The organism is Nonomuraea sp. NPDC023979 (assembly GCF_040639085.1).
Taxonomy (GTDB): Bacteria; Actinomycetota; Actinomycetes; order Streptosporangiales; family Streptosporangiaceae; genus Nonomuraea; species Nonomuraea ceibae.
On record NZ_JBEZZG010000010.1, the window covers coordinates 191,379 to 217,280 of the forward strand.

Below are 25,902 nucleotides of genomic sequence, written 5' to 3' on the forward strand. Positions count from 1 at the left end.
GTCGCGGACGATCCACCGAGGTGGTGAACTCTCGCCACCACTCGCGGAGGAAGATGTCGCCCGCGGCGGGGGTGGGCCTGCCCTGGTAGAGGCTCGCCCACGTACGGCTGCCGGAGCGGACCTTGATGGCTTCCCACTGGGCTTTGGATCGTCCTCGGGCGGACTTCATGAACTCGCCCGGCTCACGGCCGAGAGGGTCCGCCTCTCCCTTGGCGGGGTCGTGGTCGGCCTGTGCGGGGATGTTGACGACGCGCCACAGGTGGCCGTCTTCGGCGGCGAGGAGTCGGGCGGCGAGGTCGTCCTCATGCCAGCGGGTGAGGATCAGCACCACGGGGGCGCCGGGAGCGAGCCGGGTTGCGGCGACGTCCGTCCACCAGTCCCATGCCCGCTCCCGGTAGGTCGGGGAATCGGCCTGAGCCCGGTCCTTGATCGGGTCGTCGATGATGAGCAGGTCCACGGGGCGGCCAGGCAACGCTCCGCCGATACCGGCCGCATAAACGCCGCCCTCGTGGCTATCAAGCTGCCACTCGTGCTGTGCGGACAGGTCGTCACGGACGGACAGCCCGAGCCGTGAGCCGTGGACCAGGATGTCGTCCCGGATTGCGCGGCCCCACCGTCGGGCTACACCGTGCTCGTAGGAGGCGATCGCGACCCGCGTGTCCGGACGCTGGGTGAGAGCCCACAGTGGGAAGCGCCGAGACGCCCTCTGGGACTTGCCCTCCTGAGGAGGCATGCTCAGCACCAGCCTGCCGTCCGGCGTGTTCAGCAGCCGGACGAGCTCGTCGTCGATCAGGTCCAGCGCCGGCGTCTGCCTCGTCTTCGCGTCGAGCGCTTTCGCCAGGTCGCCGGGCGTTGACCACAAGGGCCTCAGGCGGCCGTGCTTGCGGAGAGCGGCCTTGCGAAGTTCGGCGAGCAGTTGTTCCTGTGCCTGCGCGGGCCAGTCGCGCCAGCCGGGAGGGAGCGCCGCAGGGGTGGCCATGCTCACCTCGCTACGTGTTGGTCGGCTCCGTTTCGTCTGCCATGCCGAGCTGGGCGGCGAGCTGTTCGATCTCTGAGGTGATGGCGTCCGACACGGTGACGCTCGTCTTCGCGGGAGCGTCCAGGCCGAGGAGTTTCGCCCGGCGTTCCTGGATCTTCAGGAGCCGGTCAATCGCCGCAAGCACGGGTCCGTTGTCGGCGAGCGGTGTGGTCTCGCCTTCGAGGTAGACGACCTTGCCGTGGGATACGGCGTAGTGCTCGCCCTCCAGCACCTTGAGCGCCGCCTGATACATCTGGTCGAGGCGCTCCAACTCGACCTGTCGCAGGTCCTCGGCGGCGTCGGCCACGGTCTCTGCGAGGACTCGCTTCACCGCTTCGTGGGCCTTGCCGGGGCCAGCCATGCCGAGCTGTTCAGCGATCTGGCGGTAGGTGAGGCCGCGGGATCGGAGGCGGGCTGCTTCGGCGTCGCGGGCGGCGGTTGTGGCGGTGCGCTCGAAGCGTCCGTTGCCGTCCCGGGTTACTCCCGTCATGAGCGTTCCTCCGGAAGCTGGGGGGTGGGCGGTTCTCCGACTCCTGCGGGAACTACGGAGCGTCGCGGTTCGGCGGTCTCCCGCCGGTGACGAGTTGTACCGAGAGTGACGATCGCGGGAGGGTCAGGCAGTGGTTCGCTGTGCGCCGGCCAGGTGATTGGCGATCAGCAGCACGCTTGTTCGAGGTTGCTCGGATGGAGACGACGCGCGTTGAACTGCACGGATGGCCGCACAACCACGGGCCAGGAGGCTGGGTCGCGCCACACGGCGACCCCATCTCGCGGTGGCATGTCACCCGCGCGTACGCCCGCTACGTCGCCCCCGAGATCAAACCAGGGCAGCGAGGACCAGACGGGAGACCGTTGAAGCGGCGGTTCGAGATGCGCGCCTACCTCGTGGATCTGGACGGGCAGCCGATGGAGCTACCCGACTACGAGCGCGTGCTCGTACACCAGGTGCCGCCCGTCGGCTGGTGGATGATCAAACCGGTGGATGACGACTACCTGGAAGGCATCGAGAAGTATCGGCAGGAATGATCAGGCTTCCAAGGGGCGGGTTAGACGGATTTCACCCATGAGCGGGCCACTTTGGGAGGCATCGCCAGTTCATCCTGGACGAGTTGGATCGCCTGCTCTTCCTGGCCGCGCACCTTGAGTTGACGTATCCGACCGATGAGCTCGGTAGCCCTGAAGGTGTCTGTGTACTTCAAGACGCGGCGTTGCCGCACGCCTTTGATCATCGACACCAAGAAGAGGATCCATAAGGAGATGAAGACTAGGGCGAATACTCCTACGAAGATCGCTGAAGCTAACTCACCAGTGCTGGGCATGACGTGATCTTAGGTGTATCCGGGCGGGCTCAGCCCAAAAGCGGAGGCGTTCAGCGTGAGAGAACGATTCCTTCTGACCCGCCCGGAGGTCTAGGGGCGTGGTGGCAGCGAGGACACGGTGATGCGCTTGCGGTACGTCTCGAACGCTTCCGCCTTCATGTCCACCACCATGCTGCCGTCGCCGTGCCGCCGGAACAGGGTCACGACCGCGTACGGGCCGACGAGCCCCCGGTACACCTCTCAGCGGGTTCCGTCTTCAGGGTTGAGCCCTTCGGACCGCATCCATTCCAGGAACGGCTCGTACGGGTGGTGCTCGCCCTTGTCGAGGTTGGCGCGCACGTCTACGACGAGGTACGGCTTGCGCCAGCGGAACCGCATCAGTCGCTCACCCACTCAGCGTTGAAGCCGGGACGGAGGCGGCGGGCGGTGGCCAGAGCCATAAGCGTGTCGCACGGGAACTTGCCAATCCGCGAGCCATCTCAGTCGAAGCAGCACACCTCACACACCGATCCGGGATCCATCAGCTTGCGATACTCCACCCGCCCGTAGCCATCCACAGGCTGGTGCAGGTCGAGTATGCGAAGCTCGGCTTCACACCGGGCAATCGTGTCCCTGGGCTGGTGTAGCACCATGTGGTCAGCAACTTCCCGCTTCCACACCCCTCCGCCGTCCTCGTACGCGGCTGTAGCCACGCCAGACCGGGCGGGCACCACATCGTGCAGTTCCTCGCTCCACTCCGTGCCGGACTCCTCAGTGGGCGCTCCGTGGATCTGCCAAGCGTCCCCGCACCCGTACTGGCCAGTGTTCACCCACGGGCCAGGAGAGGCTTCGTCAGCAGCGCGGGCAGCTTCGAGGTCTGCGGTGATCGTGGAGCGCAGCCACGAGAGCATGTCGGAGGCCATCAGTCAGCCAGCCGATAACGCTCGATGGCACGCCTCGCCTGCTCGCGGATCCTGTCGGCGTCATCGTCCTTCGCCACCGCCGGTTCGGCGTACCGGTCCACGACCTCGACCGTGTCGGGGACGATCAGCAGAGCGCGAGCGCCAGCGCTGGTCTTGAACCGGTCCCACTGCTCGGCCGTCTGCTCGTCCATGTCCACGTCGTGTTGGTCCACGATCAGCGCGAACGGCTCTTCTACGTCGTCGCCTTTGACCACCGTCGGAAGAGGAAGGATCTGGATGCGCATGACTTCTCCAGGGGTGTTCAGGGGGTCAGGTACGGCCCGCCATCCCACCCCCCAGCGGAGAGCGGGCCGCACGTAGAAGGGTGGCGGGTCCGGTCGGCGACCTCGCCAAAGACACCGACCGGACCCGACCAGGGTGGGCTCACACGCAGCACGGGGCACTGCGGAGCCGGCGCACTCCTCGGGGAAGAGAGCGCGCGTCTTGACGTGTCTACGGCTGTATAGGGCCGGACATGCGAAAGCCCCCACCGCTCGGGACGGTAGGGGCTTTTCGATGGCTCTTGCGAACCTACCAGGGCAGATCATGTCACCAAGTGGTTGTTCACGCAACTACAGACACGCGCTCCCCCGCCCGGGCGTCCCCGGCGGCCATCAGTTCGATAACGTCCCCCACCCGGAACAGCATCCGGCCAAGGTCGTCCAGACCGGCCGGGTGAAGCTTCTTGCGGGCCACCCACGTGTGCAGCAGCGCGGGCTTGATCGGCCGGATCAGCGACGTGAGCGCGCGGGCGATCGCCGGCGCGGTCAGCGTCTTGTCCTCCAGCGCGCCGAGCATCCACTTGCGGCGGGCCTGGACCTCGTAGACGAGGCGTTGGCCGTCTTCGTCGCGGCACCACTGGCACGCCACCCGGGAAGCGTCGGGGCGGGCGTACAGGTCGCCGTTGCAGGCGTCGCAAGGCCCCGCGTAGACGAGGTCGCGGGGCGGGGTGTCGGTGGCGTAGCGGGCATTGCGGACAGCGGTCAGGATCTCGTCGACCGCGTCCGGCCCGGCAGGGTGGGCGATCAACGCTCCGGCGTGGCGGCGCAGCCAGGGGGCGACATGGCGCGGCTGGTGGCGGGGTTCACGGCCGAGGTCGGCGTACATGCACGACGGGTGCGTGCATGATGCGCAGGTCGGCCCATGCAAGGGGTGGACAGAGGCGACGAGGACGCGAGCCCAGCCGAGCAGAATCACCTGCAGACGCTCAGCCGCTTCGGAGGCGTGTTCGTTCCACGGCAGCGGCTTCTCGCTGCTCCGCCCGCCGACGCTGCCACCGGTGGTGCGGGTCTGCCGGCTGATGGCTAGATCGAGGTCGGCGTCCAGGCTGGGGACGGCGTCGAGTTCGCGGGCGAGTTCGGCGGTGCAGGCTCCGCAGATGCGGGCTGTGCCGGGCATGAGGCGGTCGCAGGACGCGACCGGGCAGTCCAGAGCCAACGTGTCCCCCTGTGAGCTGGTTGTACGCTTACGGGAGACCTGAGCAGTTGAGGGACTGGCGGGGTCGGCGAGGACTAGTGGGACGAGGCGGCTCTCCGTTCGTGGCGGAGAGCCACTTTTCGTGTTCTTAACCTAACCGACGACCCGGATCACGAGCCGGGCACTTCCACCACCTTGGTCGCGCTACAGCTTCGACTGTCTGCGGTGTTGTCGTAGTAGACCTTGTAGGTCCACTGCGTCTCGACCCCGGGGACGTTGCTGAAGATGAAGGTCCCATCGGCGTTCGTGGTGACGTCCGGCAGCGGCTCGAAGGTGCTCTCACCCCACGGGCGGCGGCTGACCGTGACCGTCTGGACACCAGGATTGGCGCCGTCCGGCCGGGTGAGCCGGCCAGCGAAGGTGGCTTCCTTGAACCGCCCTGATGTGTCCGGCCCTGTCAATGTCATCTTGCACGGCGGAAGTGTGGCACCGTGCATCCGCCAGAGATGAAAGGTGCCATTGAGAGTGTTCTCGATGACGGCGAACAGGTCAGATCCGGAGAAGACGAGGTCGTAAATCGTGACGAGAGATTGGGAGTCGAACGTCTCAACCGCGGCTCCCGTGTTCAAGTCGAACAGCACGAGAGGTGCGTCTTCTACATCGTCGGTTCCTCGTGTGACGGCAACCTGTTCCCCATCTGGGCTGATCGTGGGCGACGCGTAGTCGAGAGTGCCCTCTTCCTTGCCATAGGAGCGGGACTTGGTGAGGGTGGTCAGGTCCCAGGCGTCGAAGTCGTTCACAGCTCCCGGCGTGGTGATCGCTGTCGCGCCGTCCGGCGTGAGTGCGATCTGACCCCAGCCGTTCCACAACCCGTGATCGTAGGCGTCTATTGCACCACGCAGTGCGGGAACGCCGTCTTGGAGGTCGAACACCCGCAGCTCCCAGAAGTCCGCCACGACGAGCGTGTTCCCTGCGGCAGCAATCCGTGGCGCTTGAGCAGGGTTGTCGAGCGAGACGACGGCAGGCTGCGGGGCAGGGACGGACAGGTCGAGGCCAAGAGCGCCGGCCGAACCTTCCCAAGGGCAGCCGTGGGAGACCCAAAGCCGGTGTCCGCTCATCGCGAGCCGGCTTGGGCAGTGGTATGCGGCCAGGTCGATCCGCCGAATGATGGCAAGGTCGTCAGTGTTGATCTCAATCACTTCGTGCGACCCTCTAAGCGCCGCGTAGAGCCGAGTTCCGTCCGGGCTGGTGACGAGATCCCTCACTTCGGCCAAGCCGGTGATGTTTCCAGTGAGGACGCCTTGGGTGTCCGCGACGACGATCCGGTCATCCATGGCGACGAATACTTTTCCGGCCGCGGCAGCGATGTCGCTGGTGACTGTGACATGGCCGAGGGGGGTGAGTGAGTCAGCGGCCATAGCTGCGGGGGCTTGCGAGACGGCGAGACCGGCGACCAGGGTGACGGTTCCGCACAAGATGGCGAGGTGGCGGGTAAGGCGCGTGAACCTTCGGCTGGGCGGGGTGGCGCTGGGTAACCATCGTGTAAAGAGCACAAGGGCCTCCGGGGTTAGCGAGGGGAACTCCCGTTCGACATTAGCCGGACGGACACCCATGATCCAGAGGCGTCTCAGGACATCTTGCCAACCCCGTGGCCAGGTCCTGCTCGGCGGTCAGCACAGTGAGCGCGGCGAGGCCGTGGGCTCCGCCGGGGACGGTGGCGGCGATGTAGGGCCAGAGCGGGGAGTCGCGACGGATCTTCTCGCCGACCTTGAACGGGTTGCCCCACTTCGAGGTGCGGTCCATGATCGTGCAGTTGGTGCCTTTGCGCCAGCCCTTGGTGCGCTCGCGGCGGATGCGCTTCGGCTCTCGGGTCTCAGGCATGGCGCTCCTCCTTCGCGGTTGATGTCGGGGCGAATTGGCGGCGCAGCCTCCATCGGTGCTGGCACGACTCGTTGTCGCAGTGCGCGTAGGTGCCAGCCGTGGTGCTGTTGTCGGCCATGACGACGGGCGGGTCCATCACGCGGGCAGGCCGGACCACGCCGTCATCGCCAACTACGGCTGGACCCCAGTCGAGCCATCCCATGACCATCTCAACGATCGCCACCTGACCTCGTGAAGCGGTCATGGCCTGCTGCCAGCCCAGGCGAGGAGTTCGCTCCGCCTCGTCGGCGTGGATTCTGGCGCTACGACCCGGAGGTACATCATCTGGCGTCGTGGGGGCGGATCCTGGAGCCGACCGATGACCCGGACAAGCTGGGGAAGGTCCACGGCCTCAGGCATACGCACAAGGTGATGCTCGACGAGATGCTGGTGCCGACAGTCGCATCGGAGGGGCGGCTAGGGCACAAGCTGCGCGGGATCGTGGCCACGTACGCGCATGAGTCGCCACCGATGGTCGAGATGGTCACGGTGGGGCTGCAGGCCCGCTGGGAGCGGACCCTGATCGAACGGGTGCGACGGTTCGGCGGTCACAGTTCGGTGCCGGTGGTGGATGCGCTTCTGGGGACGGCCAGGAAGATCGTTTCCGAAGATCGTCCCCAGCTCGTCCCCCAGACGGTTTTACCGATCTTCGGGTGAGATGAGTTTTACCTGGTGGGCGGTACTGGGTTCGAACCAGTGACCCCTCGCTTGTAAGGCGAGTGCTCTACCGCTGAGCTAACCGCCCCCTGATCGGCACTACACCTTACGACACCAACGGAGCCGATCGCACCTCCACGTCCCATCCGGCGCCCAGGTCCGGGCGGCCGGCGGCGCGCCAGCCGAGGAGGGCGGCGCCGAGCATGCCGGCGTCGACACCCAGGGCGGCCGGCAGCAGCGGCGGGGCGTCGCGGAACGTGAGGCGCTTGACGAGACGCGTACGAACCGGATCGAACAGGGCGGGTCCCGCCTCGGCCAGGCCGCCGCCGAGGACGATCATCGAGGGGTCCAGCAGGAGCGTGTACGTGGCCAGCGCCAGGGAGAGGGCTTCGACGGCGTCGTCCCAGACCTCGATGGCGACGGGGTCGTCGGAGGCGACGACCTGTTCGGCGCGTACGCCTTCGACGCCGGCGCGCTGGCTGTAGCGGCGGCCGACGGAGGCGGCGGAGGCGTAGGTCTCCAGGCAGCCGAGCTGGCCGCAGGCGCACTGTTCGCCGTCGGGGAAGACGGGGATGTGGCCGATCTCGCCGCCCCAGCCGGACGCGCCGCCGTACGGCTCGCCGTGGATGATCATGGCGCCGGCGATGCCGGTGCCGATGGGGAGGAAGAGGAAGTCGGGCACGCCGCGCCCGGCGCCGAGGACGCTTTCGGCGAGGCCGCCGGTGCGGACGTCGTGGCCGAGGATGACGGGCACGTCGAGTTCGGTGAAGTCGGTGGCGGGGACCTCGCTCCAGCCAAGGTTGGCGGCGTAGAGGGCCGTGTCCTCGGAGACCAGGCCGGGGACGGCCAGGCCGACGCCCGCGGGCGTGCCGTCGCCGGAGGCGGCGAGGTGGCTTATGAAGGCGCGGATGGCGGCGACGACCGCCTCGGGCCCTTCGGCGCGCGGGGTGGAGCGGCGCTCGCTCAGCAGCACGGTGCCGGTCTCGCTGACCAGGCCGCCCTTCATGGACGTGCCACCGACGTCCAGCGCGACGACGAACGAACTAGTTGAGGACACGAAACGGAACGATAGCGCAGCTCAGCAAATGTCTGGAAAAGTCCTGCAAGATCAGGCGCGTCCGAGCACCCGGTTGAGCGCCGCCTCGACCTCCGCGGACAGCCCGGGCGGAGCGCCGGAGCCGATCAGCGCCTCGGGGTCGACCAGGGCACGGGCGGTGCGGACGGCGCCGCAGGAACGGCACTCGACCTCGCCGAGCCGGCAGATCATCGACGTGGACCCGCACGAGCCGCACGATTCCAGGTCGAGGTCGTGCAGGCGTTGACAGTCCGGGCAGATGAGCACCTGCCGCTCCCGGCGCACCGCGCGCTTCCAGGGGCTGGCCCCGCGGACGGGGTCGGTCTGCCGGGCCCCGCAGCGGTAGCAGGGCATCGTTTCCTCCGTTACGAGATGTCGGCGAGCGCCTTGGCGTAGTCGGCGACGTCACGCGCCTCACCGGCCGGATTGACCACCGACCAGCGGATCACGCCCTCGCCGTCGATGACGAAGGTGCCCCGCCGCGCGACGCCCTTCGTCTCGTCGAACACACCGTACGCCCGCGCCACCTGTCCATGTGGCCAGAAATCGGAGAGCAGGGGAAAAACGTAACCCTCCTGGTCCGCCCAGGCACGATGCGTGAACATCGAGTCGACCGAGACGGTGAGGATCTGCGCGTCACCCGCGGCGAAGTCACGCAGATCGGACAGCTCGCGGTGGCACACGCCGCTGAACGCCAGCGGGTAGAAGACCAGCACGACCTTCCTGCCCCGGAACTGAGAAAGCCTCACCGGAGTGCCGTGCTGGTCCCGCAGCTCGAATTCGGGAGCCGGGGCGCCGACCCCGGCAGGATGCCCGTTCACGGTTCCATCCTGCCGTACGGCTGGCGTCCGCGCTCCTGTCGTCAGGCTCCTACCGCCGGCCCTTCGGGGCGACGAGCCTGGTCCCCGACCAGTCGGGGGCCGCGGAGATGCTGCTGGTCTGCGATAGACCGGCCGTAGTGGCATCCTCCCCGATGTCGCTCGGCTCCACGTGGCCCTCGCGCCCGGCCTTCGGAGTCAGCAACCAGATCTGGCCACCGTCGGCGAGTGCTCGCATGGCATCGCCGCTCAGGACGTCGAACAGGTCCCCGTCGCCGTCGCGCCACCACAGCAGCACCACGTCGACGACGTCGTCGGTGTCTTCGTCCAGCAGTTCGTTGCCGGTCAGGTCCTCGATGGAATCGCGAAGCTCGTCATCGACGTCCTCGTCCCAGCCGATCTCCTGCACCACCTGACCCGGCTTGAGGCCGAGTCGTTCGGCCAGGCCGCGCTCGCCCTGCGCCTGACCCGCGGTCGCGCTCACGTTTATCCCTCCTGCTTGAGTGGCCCCGCATATGCGGTTTATCGCTTCGGGACAGTCCACACGCTGTGACCCTCAGTCGTCAACGGTCGCCACGGGTACGGCCCTACTCGGCCAGAATCAATCAGACAAAAACGACAGCCGAACCTGGCGTTGCGGGTTGTCGACATTCAGGTCCACCAGCGCGATGGACTGCCAGGTGCCCAGCGCCAATCTGCCGCCCAGCACGGGGACCGTGACGTACGGCGGAATGAACGCGGGCATCACGTGTGACCTGCCGTGACCGCGCGAGCCGTGGGCGTGGCGCCACCGGTCGTCGGCCGGCAGCAGGTCACGCAGCGCGGACAGCAGGTCGTCGTCGCTGCCGGAGCCGAGCTCCAGCAGCGCCACGCCGGCCGTCGCGTGCGGGACGAAGACGTGCAGCAGCCCGTCGTCACCCCGCGCGCGGACGAATTCGGCGCATTCCCCGGTGATGTCGTGCACCGTCTCGCGTGAACCCGTGGCCACGGAGATGAGTTCTGATCTCACAGGGAAATTCTACTGAGGCACAATGACGGCATCAGGGCCGGGAAACACCAGCCCGGTGTGCCCGTCGTCGAAGCGCACGATGTACGGAGGGCCGCCGTCGGCGCCCTGGACCTCGATGATCACTCCGCTCCGGTCCCTTTCGCCAACGGTGTTCCCGTGCACGAGGAGCCGGTCTCCTACCGTCGCATTCATAGCTACAGCCTCGTACGGACGCGGCCGTACGAAAAGAGGGCGGCGGCCGGAGCGGCGCGACAACGGCCGCAATCATGACCGAACCGTTACCTGAGAGTTCGCTGAGAACGCCCGTAAGAGAGGCGCCGGAGGGTCCCGGACGCCTGCCGTTAGACTCCGCGCGGCACTTGCCCCCTCCCCGGGAGTGACGCGGCCACCCCGCCGGGGGATACTCAGGGGCACAAGGCAAAAATTTGTAGCTTTTCCCGTCTTGTTAAAATGCGGGACGGATGTAACCTATGCGGTTGATTCGTCCTACCATCGGTGGTCTAGGCCACCAGTAGTACCCCTGCCAGCCGCGACACCCTGGTTACCGGTGAGTAGAGATGCACTTTCTACGCCGAGCGACCAGGATGGAAAGCGACCCAGACCAGACATCAGTCATCCTCGGAAGGCGAGACCCAGTGGCTTCCGGACGCCAGCGTTTCTCGATCATCAGCGACGGCCTACCCAGCCAGCTGCCTGATGTCGACCCCAGTGAGACCAACGAGTGGCTCGAGTCCCTCGACAACGTCGTCAAGACGGAGGGCCGCACCAGAGCCCGCTACCTGATGCTCCGCATGCTGGAGCGGGCGCGCGAGCACCAGGTCGGCGTGCCGGGCCTGCGCAGCACCGACTACATCAACACGATCCCGCCGGAGCGCGAGCCCTGGTTCCCCGGCGACGAGCACGTCGAGCGGCGCATCCGGGCCTACATCCGCTGGAACGCGGCGATCATGGTCTCGCGCGCCAACGCCCGCACCAACGTGGGCGGCCACATCGCCACCTACGCCTCGGCCGCCTCCCTGTACGAGGTCGGCTTCAACCACTTCTTCCGCGGCAAGGACCACGGCGAGTCGGGCGACCAGGTCTTCTTCCAGGGTCACGCCGCGCCGGGCATCTACGCCCGCGCCTTCCTGGAGGGCCGCCTCAACGAGGCCCAGCTCGACGCCTTCCGCCAGGAGCTGTCGCACGGCTTCCACGGCCTGCCCTCCTACCCGCATCCGCGGCTCATGCCTGACTTCTGGGAGTTCCCCACGGTCTCGATGGGTCTGGGGCCGATCGGGGCGATCTACCAGGCGCGGTTCAACCGCTACCTACTCAACCGCCAGATCAAGGACACCAGCCGCAGCCACGTATGGGCGTTCCTGGGCGACGGCGAGATGGACGAGCCCGAGTCGCTCGGCGCCATCGGCGTGGCCGCGCGCGAGGAGCTCGACAACCTCACCTTCGTCATCAACTGCAACCTGCAGCGGCTCGACGGCCCGGTGCGCGGCAACGGCAAGATCATCCAGGAGCTGGAGTCCTACTTCCGCGGCGCCGGCTGGAATGTCATCAAGGTCGTCTGGGGCCGCGACTGGGACCCGCTGCTCGCGGCCGACGTCGACGGCGTGCTCGTCAACCAGATGAACACCACCCCCGACGGCCAGTTCCAGACCTACTCGGTCGAGTCGGGCGGCTACATCCGGGAGAACTTCTTCGGCGGCGACCCGCGCCTGCGCAAGATGGTCGAGCACCTGACCGACGACGACATCCGCAAGCTGTCGCGCGGCGGGCACGACTACCACAAGGTCTACGCGGCGTTCAAGGCCGCGCGCGAGCACGTCGGCCAGCCGACGGTCATCCTGGCCCAGACCATCAAGGGCTGGACGCTCGGCAAGGACTTCGAGGCGCGCAACGCCACCCACCAGATGAAGAAGCTCACCAAGGCCGAGCTCAAGGAGTTCCGCGACCGGCTCTACCTGCCGATCCCGGACTCGGCGCTGGAAGGCGACCTGCCGCCGTACTTCCACCCGGGCGAGAACGACCCCGAGATCGCGTACATGAAGGAGCGCCGCGCCGCGCTCGGCGGCGTGCTGCCCAAGCGCGTCGTGCGCGCCAAGCCGGTCAAGCTGCCCGGCGACGCCGCCTACCAGACGTTCGCCAAGGGCTCGGGCAAGCAGCAGGTCGCCACCACGATGGCGTTCGTGCGGCTGCTCAAGGACCTCATGCGCGACAAGGAGATCGGCCACCGGTTCGTGCCGATCATCCCCGACGAGGCCCGTACGTTCGGCCTCGACGCGATGTTCCCCACGGCGAAGATCTACTCGCCGCACGGCCAGACGTACGAGGCCGTCGACAGGGAGCTGCTGCTGTCGTACAAGGAGTCGGTGCAGGGCCAGATCCTGCACGAGGGCATCAGCGAGTCGGGCTCGATGGCCTCGGCGATCGCCGTCGGCACCTCGTACGCCACGCACGGCGAGCACATGATCCCGATCTACATCTTCTACTCGATGTTCGGCTGGCAGCGCACCGGCGACCAGATGTGGCAGATGGCCGACCAGATGACGCGAGGCTTCCTGCTGGGCGCCACCGCCGGCCGCACCACGCTCAACGGCGAGGGCCTGCAGCACGAGGACGGCCACACGCCGCTCATCGCCTCGACCAACCCGGCGGCGATCTCCTACGACCCGTCGTGGGCGTTCGAGGTCGCGCACATCGTCAAGGACGGCCTGCGGCGCATGTACGGCGAGCAGCCGGAGGACGTGTTCTACTACCTGACCGTCTACAACGAGCCCTACCTGCAGCCTGCCCAGCCCGAAGGCATCGACGTGGAGGGCCTGCTCAAGGGCCTCTACAAGTTCGCCGAGGGGCCGCAGACGCAGGGGCCGAAGGCCAACATCCTGTCCTCCGGCGTGGCGGGCCCGTGGGCGATGGAGGCCCAGCGGCTGCTGGCCGAGGAGTGGGGCGTGTCGGCCGACGTGTGGTCGGCGACGTCCTGGACCGAGCTGCGCCGCGACGCGCTCGCGTGCGAGGAGCACAACCTGCTCAACCCCGACGCCGAGCAGCGCGTCCCGTACGTGACGCAGGTGCTGTCGCAGGCGCAGGGCCCGTTCGTGGGCGTCAGCGACTACATGAAGGCCGTCCAGGACCAGATCGCGCAGTGGGTGCCGGGTGACTGGTCCTCGCTGGGCACCGACGGGTTCGGCCTGTCCGACACGCGCTCGGCGCTGCGCCGCCACTTCCACGTCGACGCCGCCTCGATCACGCTGGCCGTGCTGACCAGCCTGGTCAAGCGGGGTGAGCTCGACGGCGAGGTGCTGCGCGAGGCGATCGCCCGCTACCACCTGAAGAACGGCGTGACCGAGGCCGGTGGCGCCGAGAGCAACGACACCCAGTCGATGGGCGTCTGAGACGACCCGGACGGGCGGGACGGCACGACCGTGCCGTCCCGCCCGTTCCGGTGGGCCGTCACGTATTGTGGGCACTACTTCCCCCTGAGCTGACGAGGGGAAATGTCGCATGCGCCGCGTACTGGCCGCCGCAGTCCTGGCCGCCGCAACCACGGGTTGTGTGAGCACGGCCAAGCCCGCCACCGATGTGATTCCGGAGACTGACAAGATCGCGTGGGGCCCGTGCACGGACGTGGCCCGCCCCGACGGCGAACCGCCCGTCGAGAAGGACGCGACGGTCCGGTGCGGCAAGCTGAGCGTCCCGCTGAACTACTCCGACCCCGGCGGGGAGAAGATCGACCTGGCGCTGATCAAGCTCGCGGCGACCGACCAGAAGAAGCGGATCGGGTCGCTGCTGTTCAACTTCGGCGGCCCCGGCGCCTCCGGCGTCGACACGCTCGACCAGGCGGGCAAGGCGCTCGGCGCGCTGCGCGCCCGCTACGACCTGATCAGCTTCGACCCGCGCGGCGTCGAGCGCAGCTCGGGCGTGCGCTGCGGCGGCACCGCCGACCTCGACCGCTTCACCTCGCTCGACACGCTGCCCGCCAACGCGCAGACCCGCGCCGAGATCGACGCGGCCAACCGGCGCTTCGCCGAGCTCTGCGCGCGCGACTCCGGCAAGATCCTGCCGTACGTCGGCACCGCCAACGCCGCCCGCGACATGGACCGCATCCGCACCGCCCTCGGCGACGAGAAGCTCAACTACGTCGGCATGTCCTACGGCACCCAGCTCGGCGCCGTGTACGCCACGCAGTTCCCGGAGAACGTGGGCCGGATGGTGCTCGACGCGCCGCTGGACCCGACGGTCACCTTCGAGGAGCGCACGCTGGCCCAGACCAAGGGCTTCCAGAAGTCGTACGAGGCCTTCCTGAAGGACTGCGTGAAGGACACCTGCGAGGTCGGCGCCGACGTCGCCACCGCGGGCGCGAACGTCGAGAAGCTGATGAACGACCTGGCCGCCAAGCCGATGAAGGTCTACCACCGCCAGCTCACGCAGGGGCTGGCCGCCACCGGCGTCGCCGCCGCCCTCTACTCGGAGCTGACGTGGCCGTTCCTGGAGAGCGCGCTGGGCCAGGCGCTCAAGGGCAACGGGGCGGCGCTGCTCTACCTGGCCGACACCTACACCGGCCGCGGCGAGGACGGCTCCTACACCACGCAGACGACCAGCTTCCCGGCGATCACCTGCGTCGACACGGCCGAACGCCCCGACGCGGCCACGCTGCGGCGCACCGAGACGGCCTCGCTGAAGATCTCGCCGCTGTTCGGCGGCGCGGGCTCGGGCGCGCTGTGCGACGTGTGGCCGGTCAAGGGCAGCGACGAAGCCAGGAAGGTCGACGCCACCGGCTCGGCGCCGATCCTCGTGGTCGGCGGCAAGAACGACCCCGCCACCCCGTACGAGTGGGCGCCCAAGCTGACCAGGCAGCTCAGGACCGCCACGCTGGTCACCTACGAGGGCGAGGGGCACGGCGCCTACCTGTCGGGCAGCAAGTGCGTGGCCGAGCTGGTGAACGGCTACCTGCTCAAGGGCAAGGTGCCCGAGCGCGGCGCCTCCTGCCCGGCAGCCTGACGCCTCCGGACCTGACGCTCAGGGCCTGACGCTCCGGGCCCTGGACGCGCCGCCACTCGGCGGTCGGCGGCGTGTCCAGGGCAGGGGTGGCCGCTCGCGGGAGCGGCCCGCGCGGGACCGGGACGCGGGGAAGGCGGCACCCGGCCCGCGACGATCAGGGGCGGCTCACGCGCGGGGCCGGTAGACGCCGAAGACGCTGCCCGACCGGTCGCGCACGTAGGCGAAGTCGGTGCCCGGGGCGTCGCCGACCACCTTCGTCAGCACCTTGCCGCCCAGCTCCTCGCCGCGCCGGCAGGTCTCCGCCACGTCGGCCACCTGCACGTGGAAGACCGCGTGCGCCGGGAACTCGCCCTTGGTGCCGAACAGGCCGCCGACGGGCTCACCGCCCGGGTAGCGGATCAACCGGTAGTCCATCGAGCCGTCGCCCTCCCGGGCGAAGGTCCAGCCGAACAGCTCGCCGTAGAAGCGCTCGGCGCCCTCCGGGTCGTCGGTGGCCACCTCGAACCAGTTGACCGTGTTGTCAGCCATCGCCGTCTCCTCCATCACTTTCGAACAAGACAACGATCTAACGTGATGGCGACAACCCTATGTCGGTGTTTCCTCTTGACTTTTCGAGCATTCAATCGAGTACGGTGCCGTGCACGAGCATGTCGGGGACGTCGGTGGCATAGCCCTCCAGCGGCCGGTCGGGGCAGCGCTCGGCGGTGACGGAGGCGGCGGCGATGCGGTCGAGCCGGAAGACGCGCACGTCGTCACGGAGCCGGCACCACGCCACCAGATACCAGAACCCGCCTCGGCCGCCCAGAAACACGCCGGGCTCGACGTCGCGCGAGGTCAGCGCGCCCTTGGCGTCGGCGTAGTCGAGCCGGAGCACCCGGCGGCGCAGCAGCGCCTCCTCGATGGCGCGGGAGATGCCCTCGCCGCCCATCGGCCGGGCGCCGCCCGGCTCGGCGGGCTCGGTGACGTGCACCACCCGTCGCGCCAGCTCCCTGGCCAGCTCGCCCTCGCGGCCGGGCATGGCGGCGACGACCTTGCGTAACGCGCTGCGGGCCTGCCGGCCGAACGGCTGGTCGCCGGCCCGGCTGAGCGCCACCGCGATGGCCACCGCCTCGGCCGGGGTGAAGTTGAGCGGTGGCAGGGACATCTTCCTGTCGATCGCGTAGCCGCCCTTGCGCCCCGTCTCGGCGTAGATCGGCACCCCGGACTCCTGCAGGGCGGTGATGTCGCGCTCGATCGTGCGCACGCTCACCTCGAACCTGCCGGCCAGCTCGCGGGCCGAGCGGCAGCGGGGCGAGATGGCGCGCAGGTCCTCGACGAGCGCGTAGAGCCGGTCGGTACGGTTCACACCCGCGACGCTACGCGCGGACACCGACAATCCCGAGCGCACCGGGGTTTCGGGTGTCCGGAAGGGGGTCAGCGGGCCCAGTCGAGCAGTTCGTCCACCGGCCAGGTGTTGACGATCCGGCCGGCCTCGATCCCGCACCTGGCCGCCCGCTCGCAGCCGAAGCGCTGCCAGTCGAGCTGGCCGGGCGCGTGCGCGTCGGAGTTGATCGCGAACACGCACCCCTGCTCGTACGCCTGGCGCAGCAGCCGCTTGGGCGGGTCGAGCCGGTCGGGCCGCGAGTTGATCTCGACGGCGACCCCGAACCGCCGGCACGCCTCGAAGACCAGGTCGGCCTCGAACTCCGACTCCGGCCTGCGCGAGCCGCGCGCTCCCCCGGCCTGCACGACCCGGCCGGTGCAGTGGCCGAGCACGTCCACGAGCGGGTTGGCGACGGCCGTCACCATCCGGCGGGTCATCTCGGAGCTGGGCAGGCGCAGCTTGGAGTGCACGCTGGCGACCACCACGTCGAGCCGTTCCAGCAGCTCCGGCTCCTGGTCGAGGCTGCCGTCGAGGTTGATGTCGACCTCGATGCCCGTCAGGATGCGGAACGGCGCCAGCCGCTCGTTGAGCGCCTCCACCACGTCGAGCTGCTCGCGCAGCCGCGCCGCCGGCAGCCCGCGGGCGACGGTCAGCCGCGGCGAGTGGTCGGTCAGCGCCAGGTAGGCGTGGCCCAGCGATTCGGCCGCCTCGGCCATCTCCTCGATCGGCGATCCGCCGTCGGACCAGTCGGAATGGCTGTGCAGGTCGCCCTTGAGCGCCGCGCGCAACGCCGCCGTCTCGTCGTCGAGGTCGGCCCCCTCCGTGGCGCGCAACCGGCGCAGATAGGTCGGGACCTGACCGGCCAGCGCCTCGGTGACCACCAGCGCGGTCACCTTGCCGATGCCGGGCAGCTCGGCCAGGCCGCCCGACTCCGCGCGCCGTACGAGCTCTTCGCGGGGCAGGTCGGCGACGACGGAGGCGGCGCGGCGGAAGGCGCGCACGCGGTAGGCGGGCTCGCCCGCCCGCTCCAGCAGGAAGGCGATTTCCCGGAACGCTTCGACCGGTTCCATACGTTCATCCATATCAAAAGCGGCAACGGGCCAGGTCACCGTCGGATCACGGGCGATTGAAGGCCGGCCGGAACCCCCGCTAGGCTGTGCGACCCACGAAGGAGCCCGATTGCCCCCCAAGCCGCCCCCACCGAAACAGCGCTCGTCGAAAGCGATCACCCTGACCGTCATCGGCGTCGTGTCCGTCATGGTGGTCGGCTACTGCGCGGCGACGCAGGACGACGACGAGGTCACCGCCGACTGCGTCGACACCAGCCAGCAGCTCCCCGACGGCTCCTACCCGGTCGTGGACGAGGACTACTGCGACGACGACCACCACTCCCACTACTACGCCGGGCCGCGGGGCGCCTACCACTGGTACTACGGCGGCGTCCGCAACGGCACCCGCGTGCGCGGCGGCACCACGCTGCGCCCCTCCGACGTCACCATCTCCACCCGCACCGGGCGCGAGATCCAGCGCGGCGGCTTCGGCAGCGGCCGCAGCAGCGGGAGCTGACCGGTGCGACGCGAGCAGGGCGCTCCCCGCGACGGCTGGGACAAGACGATCGAGAGCCAGGGCCTGGCCTACCACCGCGCGGCCCACCCCGAGGGGCTGAGCAGGCCCTACTGGGACGAGTCGGTCCACTACGTGTTCTCCATGGACGAGGTCGAGTCGCTGGAGGAGCAGGTCGAGGAGCTGCACGGGATGTGCCTCCAGGCCGCCGAGCACGTGGTCTCCACCGGCCGCCTGGCCGACCTGGCCATCCCGGAGTGGGCGGCCGACGACGTGGCGCGCTCGTGGGAGCGGCGCGACGCCCACCTCTACGGCCGCTTCGACCTGCGCTACGACGGCACCGGGCCGGCCAAGCTGCTGGAGTACAACGCCGACACGCCGACCTCGCTGCTGGAGTCATCGGTGATCCAGTGGTTCTGGCTGCAGGACACCCACCCCGGCGGCGACCAGTGGAACTCCGTGCACGAGCGGCTCATCGACCGCTGGCGCGCGATGCCGCTGCCGCCCGGCCCCACCCACTTCGCCTGGACCAACGGCGACGAGACCGGCGAGGAGGCCATGACGCTGGCCTACCTCCAGGAGACCGCCGAGCAGGCCGGGCTGGAGACCGTGGCCGTCGCCATGGAGGACATCGGCTGGGACTCGCTCAACCGGTGCTTCGTCGACGTCGAGGAGCGCAGGATCCGCTCGGCCTTCAAGCTCTACCCGTGGGAGTGGATGCTCGCCGAGCCGTTCGGCCGCCACGCGGTGCGCCACGCGACGTGGATCGAGCCGCTGTGGAAGGCTCTGCTGTCCAACAAGGCGCTGCTGGCCGTGCTGTGGGAGCTGTTCCCCGGCCATCCCAACCTGCTGCCCGCCTACCTCGACGGCCCCCGCGACCTCGGCTCGTACATCGCCAAGCCGCTGCTCGGCCGGGAGGGCGCGTCGATGCGGATCGTCACGCCGTCCGGCGGCCTGGAGACGCCCGGTTCCTATGGCCAGGAGGGGTATGTCTACCAGGGCTTCGAGGCGTTGCCGGAGTTCGGCGGCCAGCGGCCGGTCCTGGGCGCCTGGGTGGTCGCCGACGAGGCGGCCGGCCTGGGCATCCGGGAGACGACCGGCCTGATCACCGACGACACCTCTTCCTTCGTACCTCACCGAATCGAGTGACCGTGACCACCCTGTTCCTGGAACATCTCGCCCGCGGCGCGGGCTCCATCGCCTCCTACGCCGCCGTCGGCGTGATCCTGATGATCGTCGGCTTCTACGTGATCGACCTGGCGACCCCGGGCAAGCTCAGCCAGATCATCCGCACCGAGCGCAACCCGAACGCGACCCTGCTGGCCACCTCCGCGCTGGCCGCGGTCGGCCTGATCGTGGCCGCCTCCATCTGGGGCTCCGGCGGGCGGCTGGCCGAGGGGCTGGTGAGCACCGCGGTGTTCGGCCTGGTCGGCATCGCCGTGCAGACGCTGGCGATGCTGCTGTTCGACCGGGTGGTCGGCATCTCCGTGCGCGAACTGGTCAAGGAGCCTCAGCTGCAGCCGGGCGCCCGGCTCCTCGCGGTGACCCACATTGCGATCGGCCTGATAACCGCCGTCGCGGTCATCTGAAATCACCTGGCACTCTAGGAGACGTGACAGACCGGACCCGGGAGGACACCACTCGCAGGCTCGAGCGCGCGATGGGCTCGCTCGGCACGGCGGCGATGGCGCGGATGGACGACCAGTTGCCGTGGTTCCGCGCGCTCAGCGCCGAGGACCGCTCCTGGGTGGGGCTGGTGGCGCAGGCGGGCATCGCCGCGTTCGTCGAGTGGTTCCAGCACGCGGGCGAGGACCGGCCCACGCCCAGCATCGAGTTCTTCGGCACCGCGCCGCGTGAGCTGAAGCGGTCGATCTCGCTGCAGCAGACGGTCGACATCGTCCGCGTCGTCGTCCAGGTGGTCGAGGCGCAGACCGACGAGCTGGCCGCGCCCGGCGGCGAGGACCAGCTCCAGCAGGCGATGCTCCGCTACACCCGGGACGTGGCGTTCGCCGCCGCGCACGTCTACGCCCGCGAGGCCGAGGCCCGGGGCTCCTGGGACGCGCGGCTGGAGGCGCTGATCGTCGACGCGCTGGTGCGCGGCGAGGTGGACGACGGGCTGCACTCCTGGGCCGCCGCGCTCGGCTGGACGTCCTCGCCGGTGGTCGTGATCGCCGGGCACGCCCCCGAGGGCGACCCGCGCGCCGTCATCGACGGGCTGCGCGAGCGGGGCCGCCGCATCGGCATGGACCTGCTCGCCGGTGTCCAGGCCGACCGGCTCATCGTGATCGTGGGCGGCGCCGAGAGCGTGAACGACGCGGCCCGGCAGGTCGTCGCCCGGTTCGGCGAGGGCCCGATCGTGATCGGCCCCGAGGTGCCCGACCTGCACGCCGCCGCGCGGTCGGCCCGGGCCGCGCTGGCCGGGCTGAAGGCCTCCTCCGGCTGGCCCGACGCGCCCCGGCCGGTGCACGCCGAGGACCTGCTGGCCGAGCGGGCGCTCGACGGCGACGAGGACGCCAGGGAGCAGCTCGTCGAGAACGTCTATCTGCCCCTCGCGGGCACCCCGCTGCTCGATACGCTGGCCACGTACCTGGAGCAGGGCACGTCGCTGGAGGCGACCGCGCGACTGCTGTTCGTCCACCCCAACACGGTCCGCTACCGGCTCAAGAAGATCACCGAGCTGACCGGCTACCAGCCGACCGAGGGCCGTTCGGCCTTCACCCTGCAGGTGGGGCTCATCCTGGGGCGCCTCGCCGACAGCGCCGCGATGTGGCGGGCCCTAACGTAATCTTCCCGAAACCCCTACTGTGGGGTTCCTACAAAACAGCCCGGACAAAGTTCGTTCAGATCTTCATCGGCGTGTCGAAGTTCTACAGGGCATGGTGGATTTCGTGCTTGTAGTCGTCGCGCCGGGCCAAGGCGCCCAAACCCCAGGTTTCCTCACCCCGTGGCTGGAGCTGCCCGGTGTGGCAGACCGGCTCGCCGCGTGGTCGGAGGTCGCCGGGCTCGACCTGATCGCGTTCGGCACCACCGCGGACGCCGACGAGATCCGCGACACCGCCGTCGCCCAGCCCCTGCTCGTGGCGGCCGCGCTGGCCAGCGCCGAGGCGCTCGGCGTGAACCCCGACCTGCTGGCCGGCCACAGCGTCGGCGAGTTCGCGACCGCCGCGCTGGCCGGGGTGATCACGCCCGAGCAGGCGCTGACGCTGGTCCGCGAGCGCGGCCGGGCGATGGCCGAGGCCGCCTCCGTCACCGAGACCGGCATGACCGCCGTGCTCGGCGGTGAGGAGCCCGACGTGCTGGCGGCCATCGACAAGCACGGCCTGACCCCCGCCAACATCAACGGCTCCGGCCAGATCGTCGCGGGCGGCACGCTGGAGCAGCTCGCCGCCTTCGCCGACGACGCCCCGGCCGGCGCCCGGCTCCGCCCGCTGGCCGTGGCCGGCGCCTTCCACACCGCGCACATGGCCCCCGCGGTCGCGCGGCTGCGCGAGGCCGCCGCCTCCGTCACCCCGGCCGACCCCACCGTGCGGCTGCTGTCCAACGCCGACGGCCAGGTCGTGACCGGCGGCGACGAGGTCATGAGCCGCCTGGTCAACCAGGTGAGCAACCCCGTGCGCTGGGACTCCTGCATGGCGACGATGGCCGAGCTGGGCGTCACCGCGATGATCGAGCTGCTGCCCGGCGGCACGCTGACCGGCCTCGCCAGGCGCGGGCTGCGCGGCGTGAAGACCGTGGCCGTCAAGACCCCCGAACATCTCGACGCCGCCAGGGAGCTGATCAAGTGAGGATCGCCGACACCGCGCCCGGCGCCAGGCTGCTGGCCCTCGGCCACTACCAGCCCGCCCGCGTCGTCACCAACGACGAGCTGGCCAGGACCATGGAGACCAACGACGAGTGGATCCAGTCCCGCGTCGGCATCAAGGAGCGCCGGGTCGCCGCCGACAGCGAGACGCTGGAGGACATGGCGGCCCAGGCGGGCGGCAAGGCGCTGGCCGCCAGCGGTCTGGCCGCCGATGACATCGACCTGGTCATCGTCGCGACCTGCACTCTGGAGTCGCAGATCCCCAACGCCGCCGCGGTCGTCGCGCACCGGCTCGGCATCGACGCCCCCGGCGCCTTCGACGTCAACGCCGCCTGCGCCGGCTTCTGCTACGCGCTCGGCACCGCCGACGCCGCCATCCGCGCCGGCTCGGCCCGCAACGTGCTGGTCATCGGCGCGGAGAAGCTGTCGCAGTGGATCGACTGGACCGACCGCTCCACCGCGGTGATCTTCGCCGACGGCGCGGGCGCCGCGGTCGTCGGCCCCTCCGACACCCCCGGCATCGGCCCGGTCGTGTGGGGCAGCTCCGGCGACAAGTCCGAGGCCATCCGCATCGACGACCGCCACAGCTCGCTGCAGCAGGAGGGCCAGACGGTCTTCCGCTGGGCCACCACCGCGCTCCACCCGGTCGCCAAGCAGGCATGCGAGCGCGCCGGCGTCGACCCGTCGGAGCTGGCCGCGTTCATCCCGCATCAGGCCAACCTGCGTATCATCGAGTCGATCGCCCGCCGGCTGGGCGCCGAGCGCGCGGTCATCGCCCGCGACATCGTCACCGCCGGCAACACCTCCGCAGCCTCCATCCCGCTCGCGCTCTCGCGCATGCTGGAGCGCGGCGAGGTCCGCTCGGGTGAGCTCGCGCTCATCCTCGGCTTCGGCGCCGGCCTGACCTACGCGGGTCAGGTCATCGAGATCCCCTAAGAAAAGCTTGTACGGCGAAGCCGTGCAGAACCAGGAAAACTAAGGAGAACCAGCGACATGGCCACCGAGCAGGACATCCTCCAGGGCCTCGGCAAGATCATCAACGAGATCACCGGCATCCCGGCCGCCGAGGTCACCCCGGAGAAGAGCTTCGTGGACGACCTCGACATCGACTCCCTGTCCATGGTCGAGATCGCCGTGGCCGCCCAGGACGAGTTCGGCGTCGAGATCCCCGACGACCAGCTCAAGAACCTGAAGACGGTCAAGGACGTCCTCACCTTCATCCAGAACTAGAACGTCCTTACCCCTGATCGACAAGGAGTGCGAAACGTGAGTGCAAACCGGGTACGTGTCGTCGTCACCGGGCTCGGCGCGACGACGCCCGTCGGTGGAGACGTCGCCTCGTCCTGGTCGGCGCTCCTCGCCGGTCAGTCGGGTGTCAGGACCCTCACCGAGGACTGGATCGACACCGTCCCCGTGACGTTCGCGGGGACGGCCGCGGTCGACCCGACCGAGGTGCTGCCCCGGCCCGAGTCCCGCCGTCTCGACCGCAGCGAGCAGTTCGCGATGGTCGCCGCGCGTGAGGCGTGGCAGGACGCGGGAGCGCCGGAGGTGGCGCCCGAGCGGCTGGGCGTCGTCGTGTCCAGCGGCATCGGCGGCATCAACACCACCCTGTCCGCCTACGACACCTACAAGGAGCGCGGCTGGAACCGGCTGTCGCCCTTCACGGTGCCGATGCTCATGCCCAACGGCCCCGCCGCCTGGATCGGCCTCGACCGGGGCGCCCAGGCCGGGGTGCACGCCACGGTGTCCGCCTGCGCCTCCGGCGCGGAGGCCATCGGCTACGCGATGGACATGATCAGGGCGGGCCGGGCCGACGTGGTGATCGCCGGCGGCACCGAGGCCGCCATCCACGGCCTCAACGTGGCGGCCTTCGCCGCCGCCCGCGCCATGTCCACCCGCAACGACGAGCCGCAGCGCGCCTCCCGGCCGTGGGACCGCGACCGCGACGGCTTCGTCCTGGGTGAGGGCGCCGGCATCCTCGTCCTGGAGTCGGAGGAGCACGCCCGCGCCCGCGACGCACGGATCTACGCCTACGCCTCGGGTGTCGGCTACTCGGCCGACTCCCACCACATCACCCAGCCCGAGCCCGAGGGCCGGGGCATCATCATGGCGATGACGCAGGCGCTCACCGACGCCGGCATCACCGGCCAGGACGTCAAGCACGTCAACGCGCACGCCACCTCCACCCCGGCAGGCGACGTCATCGAGGTGCAGGCGGTGGCCAAGGCCATCGGCACCCACCCGCTGGTCACCTCGACCAAGTCCATGACCGGCCACCTCCTGGGCGGCGCCGGCGGCATCGAGTCCGTCTTCACCGTCAAGGCGCTGCAGGAGCGCATCGTCCCCGCCACCATCAACCTCGACAACGTCGACGACGGCATCGAGGTCGATCTCGTGCACGGCGCCCACCGCGCCCTGCCCGCGGGTGACATCGCCGCGGTCAACAACTCGTTCGGCTTCGGCGGCCACAACGTGACCGTCGTGTTCAAGGGGGCTTAAATGACCGTGCTCGACAACCGCGTGGCGACCGAGGGTCCCGAACAGGAGCCTGCCGATCCCCGCGATCCCGCCGTCCGCCTGGCCGCCCTCCTCGACGAGGGGTCGGTGCGGCTGATCACCCCCGAGGACAAGAGCGGCGTGCTGGCCGCCATGGGCCGCGTCGAGGGAGTCCCCGTCGTCGCGTTCTGCAGCGACGCGCGTTATCAGGGCGGCGCGATGGGCAGCGAGGGTTGCGAGCACATCGTCCACGCATATGACGTGGCCGTCCGCGAACGGGTGCCGGTCCTCGGGATCTGGCACTCCGGCGGTGCGCGACTCGCCGAAGGCGTCGAGTCGCTGCACGCCGTCGGCCGGGTGTTCGCCGCCATGACCAAGGCGTCGGGCGTCGTGCCGCAGATCTCCGTGGTCGTCGGCCCGGCCGCCGGCGGCGCCGCCTACGGCCCGGCGCTGACCGACCTGGTGATCCTGGCCGACTCGGGCCGCATCTTCGTCACCGGCCCCGACGTGGTCCGCAGCGTCACCGGCGAGGACGTCACCAGCGCCGCCCTGGGCGGCCCCGAGCCGCACAGCAAGCGCAGCGGTGTCGTGCACGTCGTCACCAAGACCGAGACCGACGCGCTGCTGAAGGCCCGCCAGCTCGCCGTGCTGCTCGGCCACCAGGGCCGGGTCCGCTCGTCGGAGATCGGCGAGGTCGACTTCTCCTCGCTGCTGCCCGACTCGCCGCGCCGCGCCTACGACGTCAAGCCGCTGGTCAACGGCCTGCTCGACGAGCCCGGCGTGGAGCTGCACCCCAAGTGGGCGCCCAACATCGTCACGTCGCTGGGGCGGCTCGGCGGCCGGACCGTCGGCGTGATCGCCAACAACCCGATGCGGCTGGGCGGCTGCCTCGACGCCACCTCCGCCGAGAAGGCCGCGCGTTTCGTGCGCATGTGTGACGCCTTCGGGGTGCCGCTGGTCGTGCTGGTGGACGTGCCGGGCTACCTGCCGGGCGTCGGCCAGGAGCACGACGGCGTGGTGCGCCGCGGCGCCAAGCTGCTGCACGCCTTCGCCGAGGCGTCGGTGCCGCGCATCACGCTCGTCACCCGCAAGGCCTACGGCGGCGCCTACATCGCGATGAACTCCCGCGCCCTCGGCGCGACCAAGGTGTTCGCGTGGCCGACGACCGAGGTCGCGGTCATGGGCGCGGTCGCCGCGGTCCGCATCCTCAAGCGCCGCCAGCTCGCCGCCGCCTCCGAGGAGGAGCGCGCGGAGCTGGAGCAGCGGCTCGCCGAGGAGCACGAGAAGCTCGCGGGCGGGCTCAGCCGCGCGCAGGAGCTGGGCGTGATCGACGAGGTGATCAAGCCGGAGGAGACCCGGGGCGCGATCGCCAAGGTCCTGGCCCAAGCGACCCCGGCCCGGGGCGCGCACGGCAACATCCCGCTGTAGTCCGGACGACGGCGAGGGGCCCCGCACCGATTCGGTGCGGGGCCCCTTTCGCGTCTGCTCTCGTGCCGGGGGGTGGCGGGCGTGGGAC

32 protein-coding genes, 1 tRNA gene and 1 pseudogene are annotated in these 25,902 nt (G+C 69.8%); 13 read left to right on the forward strand and 21 right to left on the reverse strand.

Going from position 1 to position 25,902, the window contains the following annotated elements:
* Positions 1 to 49 precede the first annotated feature (49 nt).
* Positions 50 to 979 (reverse strand): annotated as a pseudogene (locus AB0G11_RS20210) (terminase family protein); the annotation flags it as partial.
* A gap of 10 nt (positions 980 to 989) precedes the next feature.
* Positions 990 to 1,508 (reverse strand): hypothetical protein, encoded by a 519-nt coding sequence (locus tag AB0G11_RS20215; protein ID WP_357587384.1) that lies wholly within the window; start codon positions 1,506 to 1,508, stop codon positions 990 to 992.
* 194 nt (positions 1,509 to 1,702) lie between these two features.
* Here AB0G11_RS20215 and AB0G11_RS20220 point away from each other — a divergent pair, with 194 nt between their 5' ends.
* Positions 1,703 to 2,044, forward strand: coding sequence for a hypothetical protein (locus AB0G11_RS20220; protein ID WP_357587386.1), 342 nt, complete (start codon positions 1,703 to 1,705; stop codon positions 2,042 to 2,044).
* 20 nt (positions 2,045 to 2,064) lie between these two features.
* On the opposite strand, the gene AB0G11_RS20225 is transcribed toward AB0G11_RS20220, so the two are convergent.
* From AB0G11_RS20225 to AB0G11_RS20265, 9 genes are all read right to left on the reverse strand, one after another.
* A complete protein-coding gene (locus AB0G11_RS20225) occupies positions 2,065 to 2,337 on the reverse strand; it encodes a hypothetical protein (protein WP_219511689.1) in 273 nt (90 codons plus the stop codon).
* Between the two features lie 90 nt (positions 2,338 to 2,427).
* Positions 2,428 to 2,574 carry a hypothetical protein gene (locus AB0G11_RS20230; protein ID WP_357587388.1) on the reverse strand — a complete coding sequence of 49 codons (147 nt, stop codon included), beginning with the start codon at positions 2,572 to 2,574 and terminating at the stop codon, positions 2,428 to 2,430.
* Between the two features lie 3 nt (positions 2,575 to 2,577).
* Positions 2,578 to 2,715 carry a hypothetical protein gene (locus AB0G11_RS20235; protein ID WP_357587390.1) on the reverse strand — a complete coding sequence of 46 codons (138 nt, stop codon included), beginning with the start codon at positions 2,713 to 2,715 and terminating at the stop codon, positions 2,578 to 2,580.
* 101 nt (positions 2,716 to 2,816) lie between these two features.
* Positions 2,817 to 3,227, reverse strand: coding sequence for a DUF6221 family protein (locus tag AB0G11_RS20240; RefSeq protein ID WP_357587392.1), 411 nt, complete (start codon positions 3,225 to 3,227; stop codon positions 2,817 to 2,819).
* Positions 3,228 to 3,238: 11 nt separating this feature from the next.
* Positions 3,239 to 3,523 carry a hypothetical protein gene (locus AB0G11_RS20245; RefSeq protein WP_357587394.1) on the reverse strand — a complete coding sequence of 95 codons (285 nt, stop codon included), beginning with the start codon at positions 3,521 to 3,523 and terminating at the stop codon, positions 3,239 to 3,241.
* Positions 3,524 to 3,842: 319 nt separating this feature from the next.
* Positions 3,843 to 4,676, reverse strand: a complete 834-nt coding sequence (locus AB0G11_RS20250; protein WP_357587396.1) for a hypothetical protein — start codon at positions 4,674 to 4,676, stop codon at positions 3,843 to 3,845.
* Positions 4,677 to 4,864: 188 nt separating this feature from the next.
* Positions 4,865 to 6,112, reverse strand: coding sequence for a WD40 repeat domain-containing protein (locus AB0G11_RS20255; RefSeq protein WP_357587398.1), 1,248 nt, complete (start codon positions 6,110 to 6,112; stop codon positions 4,865 to 4,867).
* A 175-nt stretch (positions 6,113 to 6,287) separates the two neighbouring features.
* Positions 6,288 to 6,575 carry a DUF4326 domain-containing protein gene (locus AB0G11_RS20260; RefSeq protein ID WP_357587400.1) on the reverse strand — a complete coding sequence of 96 codons (288 nt, stop codon included), beginning with the start codon at positions 6,573 to 6,575 and terminating at the stop codon, positions 6,288 to 6,290.
* The gene (locus AB0G11_RS20265) at positions 6,568 to 6,798 is read right to left on the reverse strand and encodes a hypothetical protein (protein ID WP_357587402.1); all 231 of its coding nucleotides are present in this window, start codon (positions 6,796 to 6,798) and stop codon (positions 6,568 to 6,570) included. Before AB0G11_RS20265 ends, AB0G11_RS20260 begins: the two co-directional genes overlap by 8 nt.
* Before the next feature lie 188 nt (positions 6,799 to 6,986).
* On the opposite strand from AB0G11_RS20265, the gene AB0G11_RS20270 reads away from it, so the two are divergent.
* Positions 6,987 to 7,271, forward strand: coding sequence for a hypothetical protein (locus tag AB0G11_RS20270; protein ID WP_357587404.1), 285 nt, complete (start codon positions 6,987 to 6,989; stop codon positions 7,269 to 7,271).
* A 13-nt stretch (positions 7,272 to 7,284) separates the two neighbouring features.
* On the opposite strand, the gene AB0G11_RS20275 is transcribed toward AB0G11_RS20270, so the two are convergent.
* From AB0G11_RS20275 to AB0G11_RS20305, 7 genes are all read right to left on the reverse strand, one after another.
* A tRNA-Val gene (locus AB0G11_RS20275) sits at positions 7,285 to 7,359 on the reverse strand.
* 18 nt (positions 7,360 to 7,377) lie between these two features.
* Complete coding sequence (locus AB0G11_RS20280; RefSeq protein ID WP_308126175.1) at positions 7,378 to 8,328, reverse strand: ROK family protein; 951 nt, start codon at positions 8,326 to 8,328, stop codon at positions 7,378 to 7,380.
* 51 nt (positions 8,329 to 8,379) lie between these two features.
* A complete protein-coding gene (locus AB0G11_RS20285) occupies positions 8,380 to 8,700 on the reverse strand; it encodes a hypothetical protein (protein ID WP_219517455.1) in 321 nt (106 codons plus the stop codon).
* 11 nt (positions 8,701 to 8,711) lie between these two features.
* Complete coding sequence (locus AB0G11_RS20290) at positions 8,712 to 9,167, reverse strand: peroxiredoxin (RefSeq protein ID WP_357587406.1); 456 nt, start codon at positions 9,165 to 9,167, stop codon at positions 8,712 to 8,714.
* A 49-nt stretch (positions 9,168 to 9,216) separates the two neighbouring features.
* Positions 9,217 to 9,648 (reverse strand): DUF3052 domain-containing protein, encoded by a 432-nt coding sequence (locus AB0G11_RS20295; RefSeq protein WP_219517457.1) that lies wholly within the window; start codon positions 9,646 to 9,648, stop codon positions 9,217 to 9,219.
* Positions 9,649 to 9,765: 117 nt separating this feature from the next.
* Complete coding sequence (locus AB0G11_RS20300) at positions 9,766 to 10,173, reverse strand: secondary thiamine-phosphate synthase enzyme YjbQ (RefSeq protein ID WP_219517458.1); 408 nt, start codon at positions 10,171 to 10,173, stop codon at positions 9,766 to 9,768.
* Between the two features lie 9 nt (positions 10,174 to 10,182).
* Positions 10,183 to 10,365 carry a DUF1918 domain-containing protein gene (locus AB0G11_RS20305; RefSeq protein ID WP_219517460.1) on the reverse strand — a complete coding sequence of 61 codons (183 nt, stop codon included), beginning with the start codon at positions 10,363 to 10,365 and terminating at the stop codon, positions 10,183 to 10,185.
* A gap of 443 nt (positions 10,366 to 10,808) precedes the next feature.
* Between AB0G11_RS20305 and aceE the strand changes: the two genes are divergently transcribed.
* Positions 10,809 to 13,556 carry a pyruvate dehydrogenase (acetyl-transferring), homodimeric type gene (aceE, locus tag AB0G11_RS20310; protein ID WP_357587408.1) on the forward strand — a complete coding sequence of 916 codons (2,748 nt, stop codon included), beginning with the start codon at positions 10,809 to 10,811 and terminating at the stop codon, positions 13,554 to 13,556.
* 109 nt (positions 13,557 to 13,665) lie between these two features.
* Positions 13,666 to 15,162: an alpha/beta hydrolase gene (locus AB0G11_RS20315; RefSeq protein WP_357587410.1), complete on the forward strand. Its 1,497-nt coding sequence runs from the start codon at positions 13,666 to 13,668 to the stop codon at positions 15,160 to 15,162.
* Positions 15,163 to 15,327: 165 nt separating this feature from the next.
* On the opposite strand, the gene AB0G11_RS20320 is transcribed toward AB0G11_RS20315, so the two are convergent.
* The 3 genes from AB0G11_RS20320 to AB0G11_RS20330 all read right to left on the reverse strand — a co-directional run bounded on the left by AB0G11_RS20320 (position 15,328) and on the right by AB0G11_RS20330 (position 17,595).
* Positions 15,328 to 15,690 carry a VOC family protein gene (locus AB0G11_RS20320; RefSeq protein WP_219517465.1) on the reverse strand — a complete coding sequence of 121 codons (363 nt, stop codon included), beginning with the start codon at positions 15,688 to 15,690 and terminating at the stop codon, positions 15,328 to 15,330.
* A gap of 91 nt (positions 15,691 to 15,781) precedes the next feature.
* Positions 15,782 to 16,507: a YafY family protein gene (locus tag AB0G11_RS20325; protein ID WP_357587412.1), complete on the reverse strand. Its 726-nt coding sequence runs from the start codon at positions 16,505 to 16,507 to the stop codon at positions 15,782 to 15,784.
* Positions 16,508 to 16,575: 68 nt separating this feature from the next.
* Complete coding sequence (locus AB0G11_RS20330) at positions 16,576 to 17,595, reverse strand: PHP domain-containing protein (RefSeq protein WP_357587414.1); 1,020 nt, start codon at positions 17,593 to 17,595, stop codon at positions 16,576 to 16,578.
* Between the two features lie 109 nt (positions 17,596 to 17,704).
* Here AB0G11_RS20330 and AB0G11_RS20335 point away from each other — a divergent pair, with 109 nt between their 5' ends.
* The 9 genes from AB0G11_RS20335 to AB0G11_RS20375 all read left to right on the forward strand — a co-directional run bounded on the left by AB0G11_RS20335 (position 17,705) and on the right by AB0G11_RS20375 (position 25,814).
* Positions 17,705 to 18,091 (forward strand): hypothetical protein, encoded by a 387-nt coding sequence (locus tag AB0G11_RS20335; RefSeq protein WP_219517471.1) that lies wholly within the window; start codon positions 17,705 to 17,707, stop codon positions 18,089 to 18,091.
* Between the two features lie 3 nt (positions 18,092 to 18,094).
* A complete protein-coding gene (locus AB0G11_RS20340) occupies positions 18,095 to 19,237 on the forward strand; it encodes a glutathionylspermidine synthase family protein (RefSeq protein ID WP_357587416.1) in 1,143 nt (380 codons plus the stop codon).
* Between the two features lie 2 nt (positions 19,238 to 19,239).
* On the forward strand, positions 19,240 to 19,677 hold the full coding sequence (locus AB0G11_RS20345) for a DUF350 domain-containing protein (RefSeq protein WP_308126177.1): 438 nt from the start codon (positions 19,240 to 19,242) through the stop codon (positions 19,675 to 19,677).
* A 71-nt stretch (positions 19,678 to 19,748) separates the two neighbouring features.
* Positions 19,749 to 20,873 carry a helix-turn-helix domain-containing protein gene (locus AB0G11_RS20350; protein WP_219517489.1) on the forward strand — a complete coding sequence of 375 codons (1,125 nt, stop codon included), beginning with the start codon at positions 19,749 to 19,751 and terminating at the stop codon, positions 20,871 to 20,873.
* 103 nt (positions 20,874 to 20,976) lie between these two features.
* Positions 20,977 to 21,873 (forward strand): ACP S-malonyltransferase, encoded by an 897-nt coding sequence (locus AB0G11_RS20355; protein ID WP_219517475.1) that lies wholly within the window; start codon positions 20,977 to 20,979, stop codon positions 21,871 to 21,873.
* Positions 21,870 to 22,826 (forward strand): beta-ketoacyl-ACP synthase III, encoded by a 957-nt coding sequence (locus tag AB0G11_RS20360; protein WP_219517478.1) that lies wholly within the window; start codon positions 21,870 to 21,872, stop codon positions 22,824 to 22,826. Before AB0G11_RS20355 ends, AB0G11_RS20360 begins: the two co-directional genes overlap by 4 nt.
* A gap of 57 nt (positions 22,827 to 22,883) precedes the next feature.
* A complete protein-coding gene (locus tag AB0G11_RS20365; protein ID WP_219517480.1) occupies positions 22,884 to 23,120 on the forward strand; it encodes an acyl carrier protein in 237 nt (78 codons plus the stop codon).
* A 36-nt stretch (positions 23,121 to 23,156) separates the two neighbouring features.
* Complete coding sequence (fabF, locus tag AB0G11_RS20370; protein WP_219517481.1) at positions 23,157 to 24,389, forward strand: beta-ketoacyl-ACP synthase II; 1,233 nt, start codon at positions 23,157 to 23,159, stop codon at positions 24,387 to 24,389.
* Positions 24,390 to 25,814: a carboxyl transferase domain-containing protein gene (locus AB0G11_RS20375; RefSeq protein WP_219517483.1), complete on the forward strand. Its 1,425-nt coding sequence runs from the start codon at positions 24,390 to 24,392 to the stop codon at positions 25,812 to 25,814. It begins immediately after the preceding gene.
* Positions 25,815 to 25,902 lie beyond the last annotated feature (88 nt).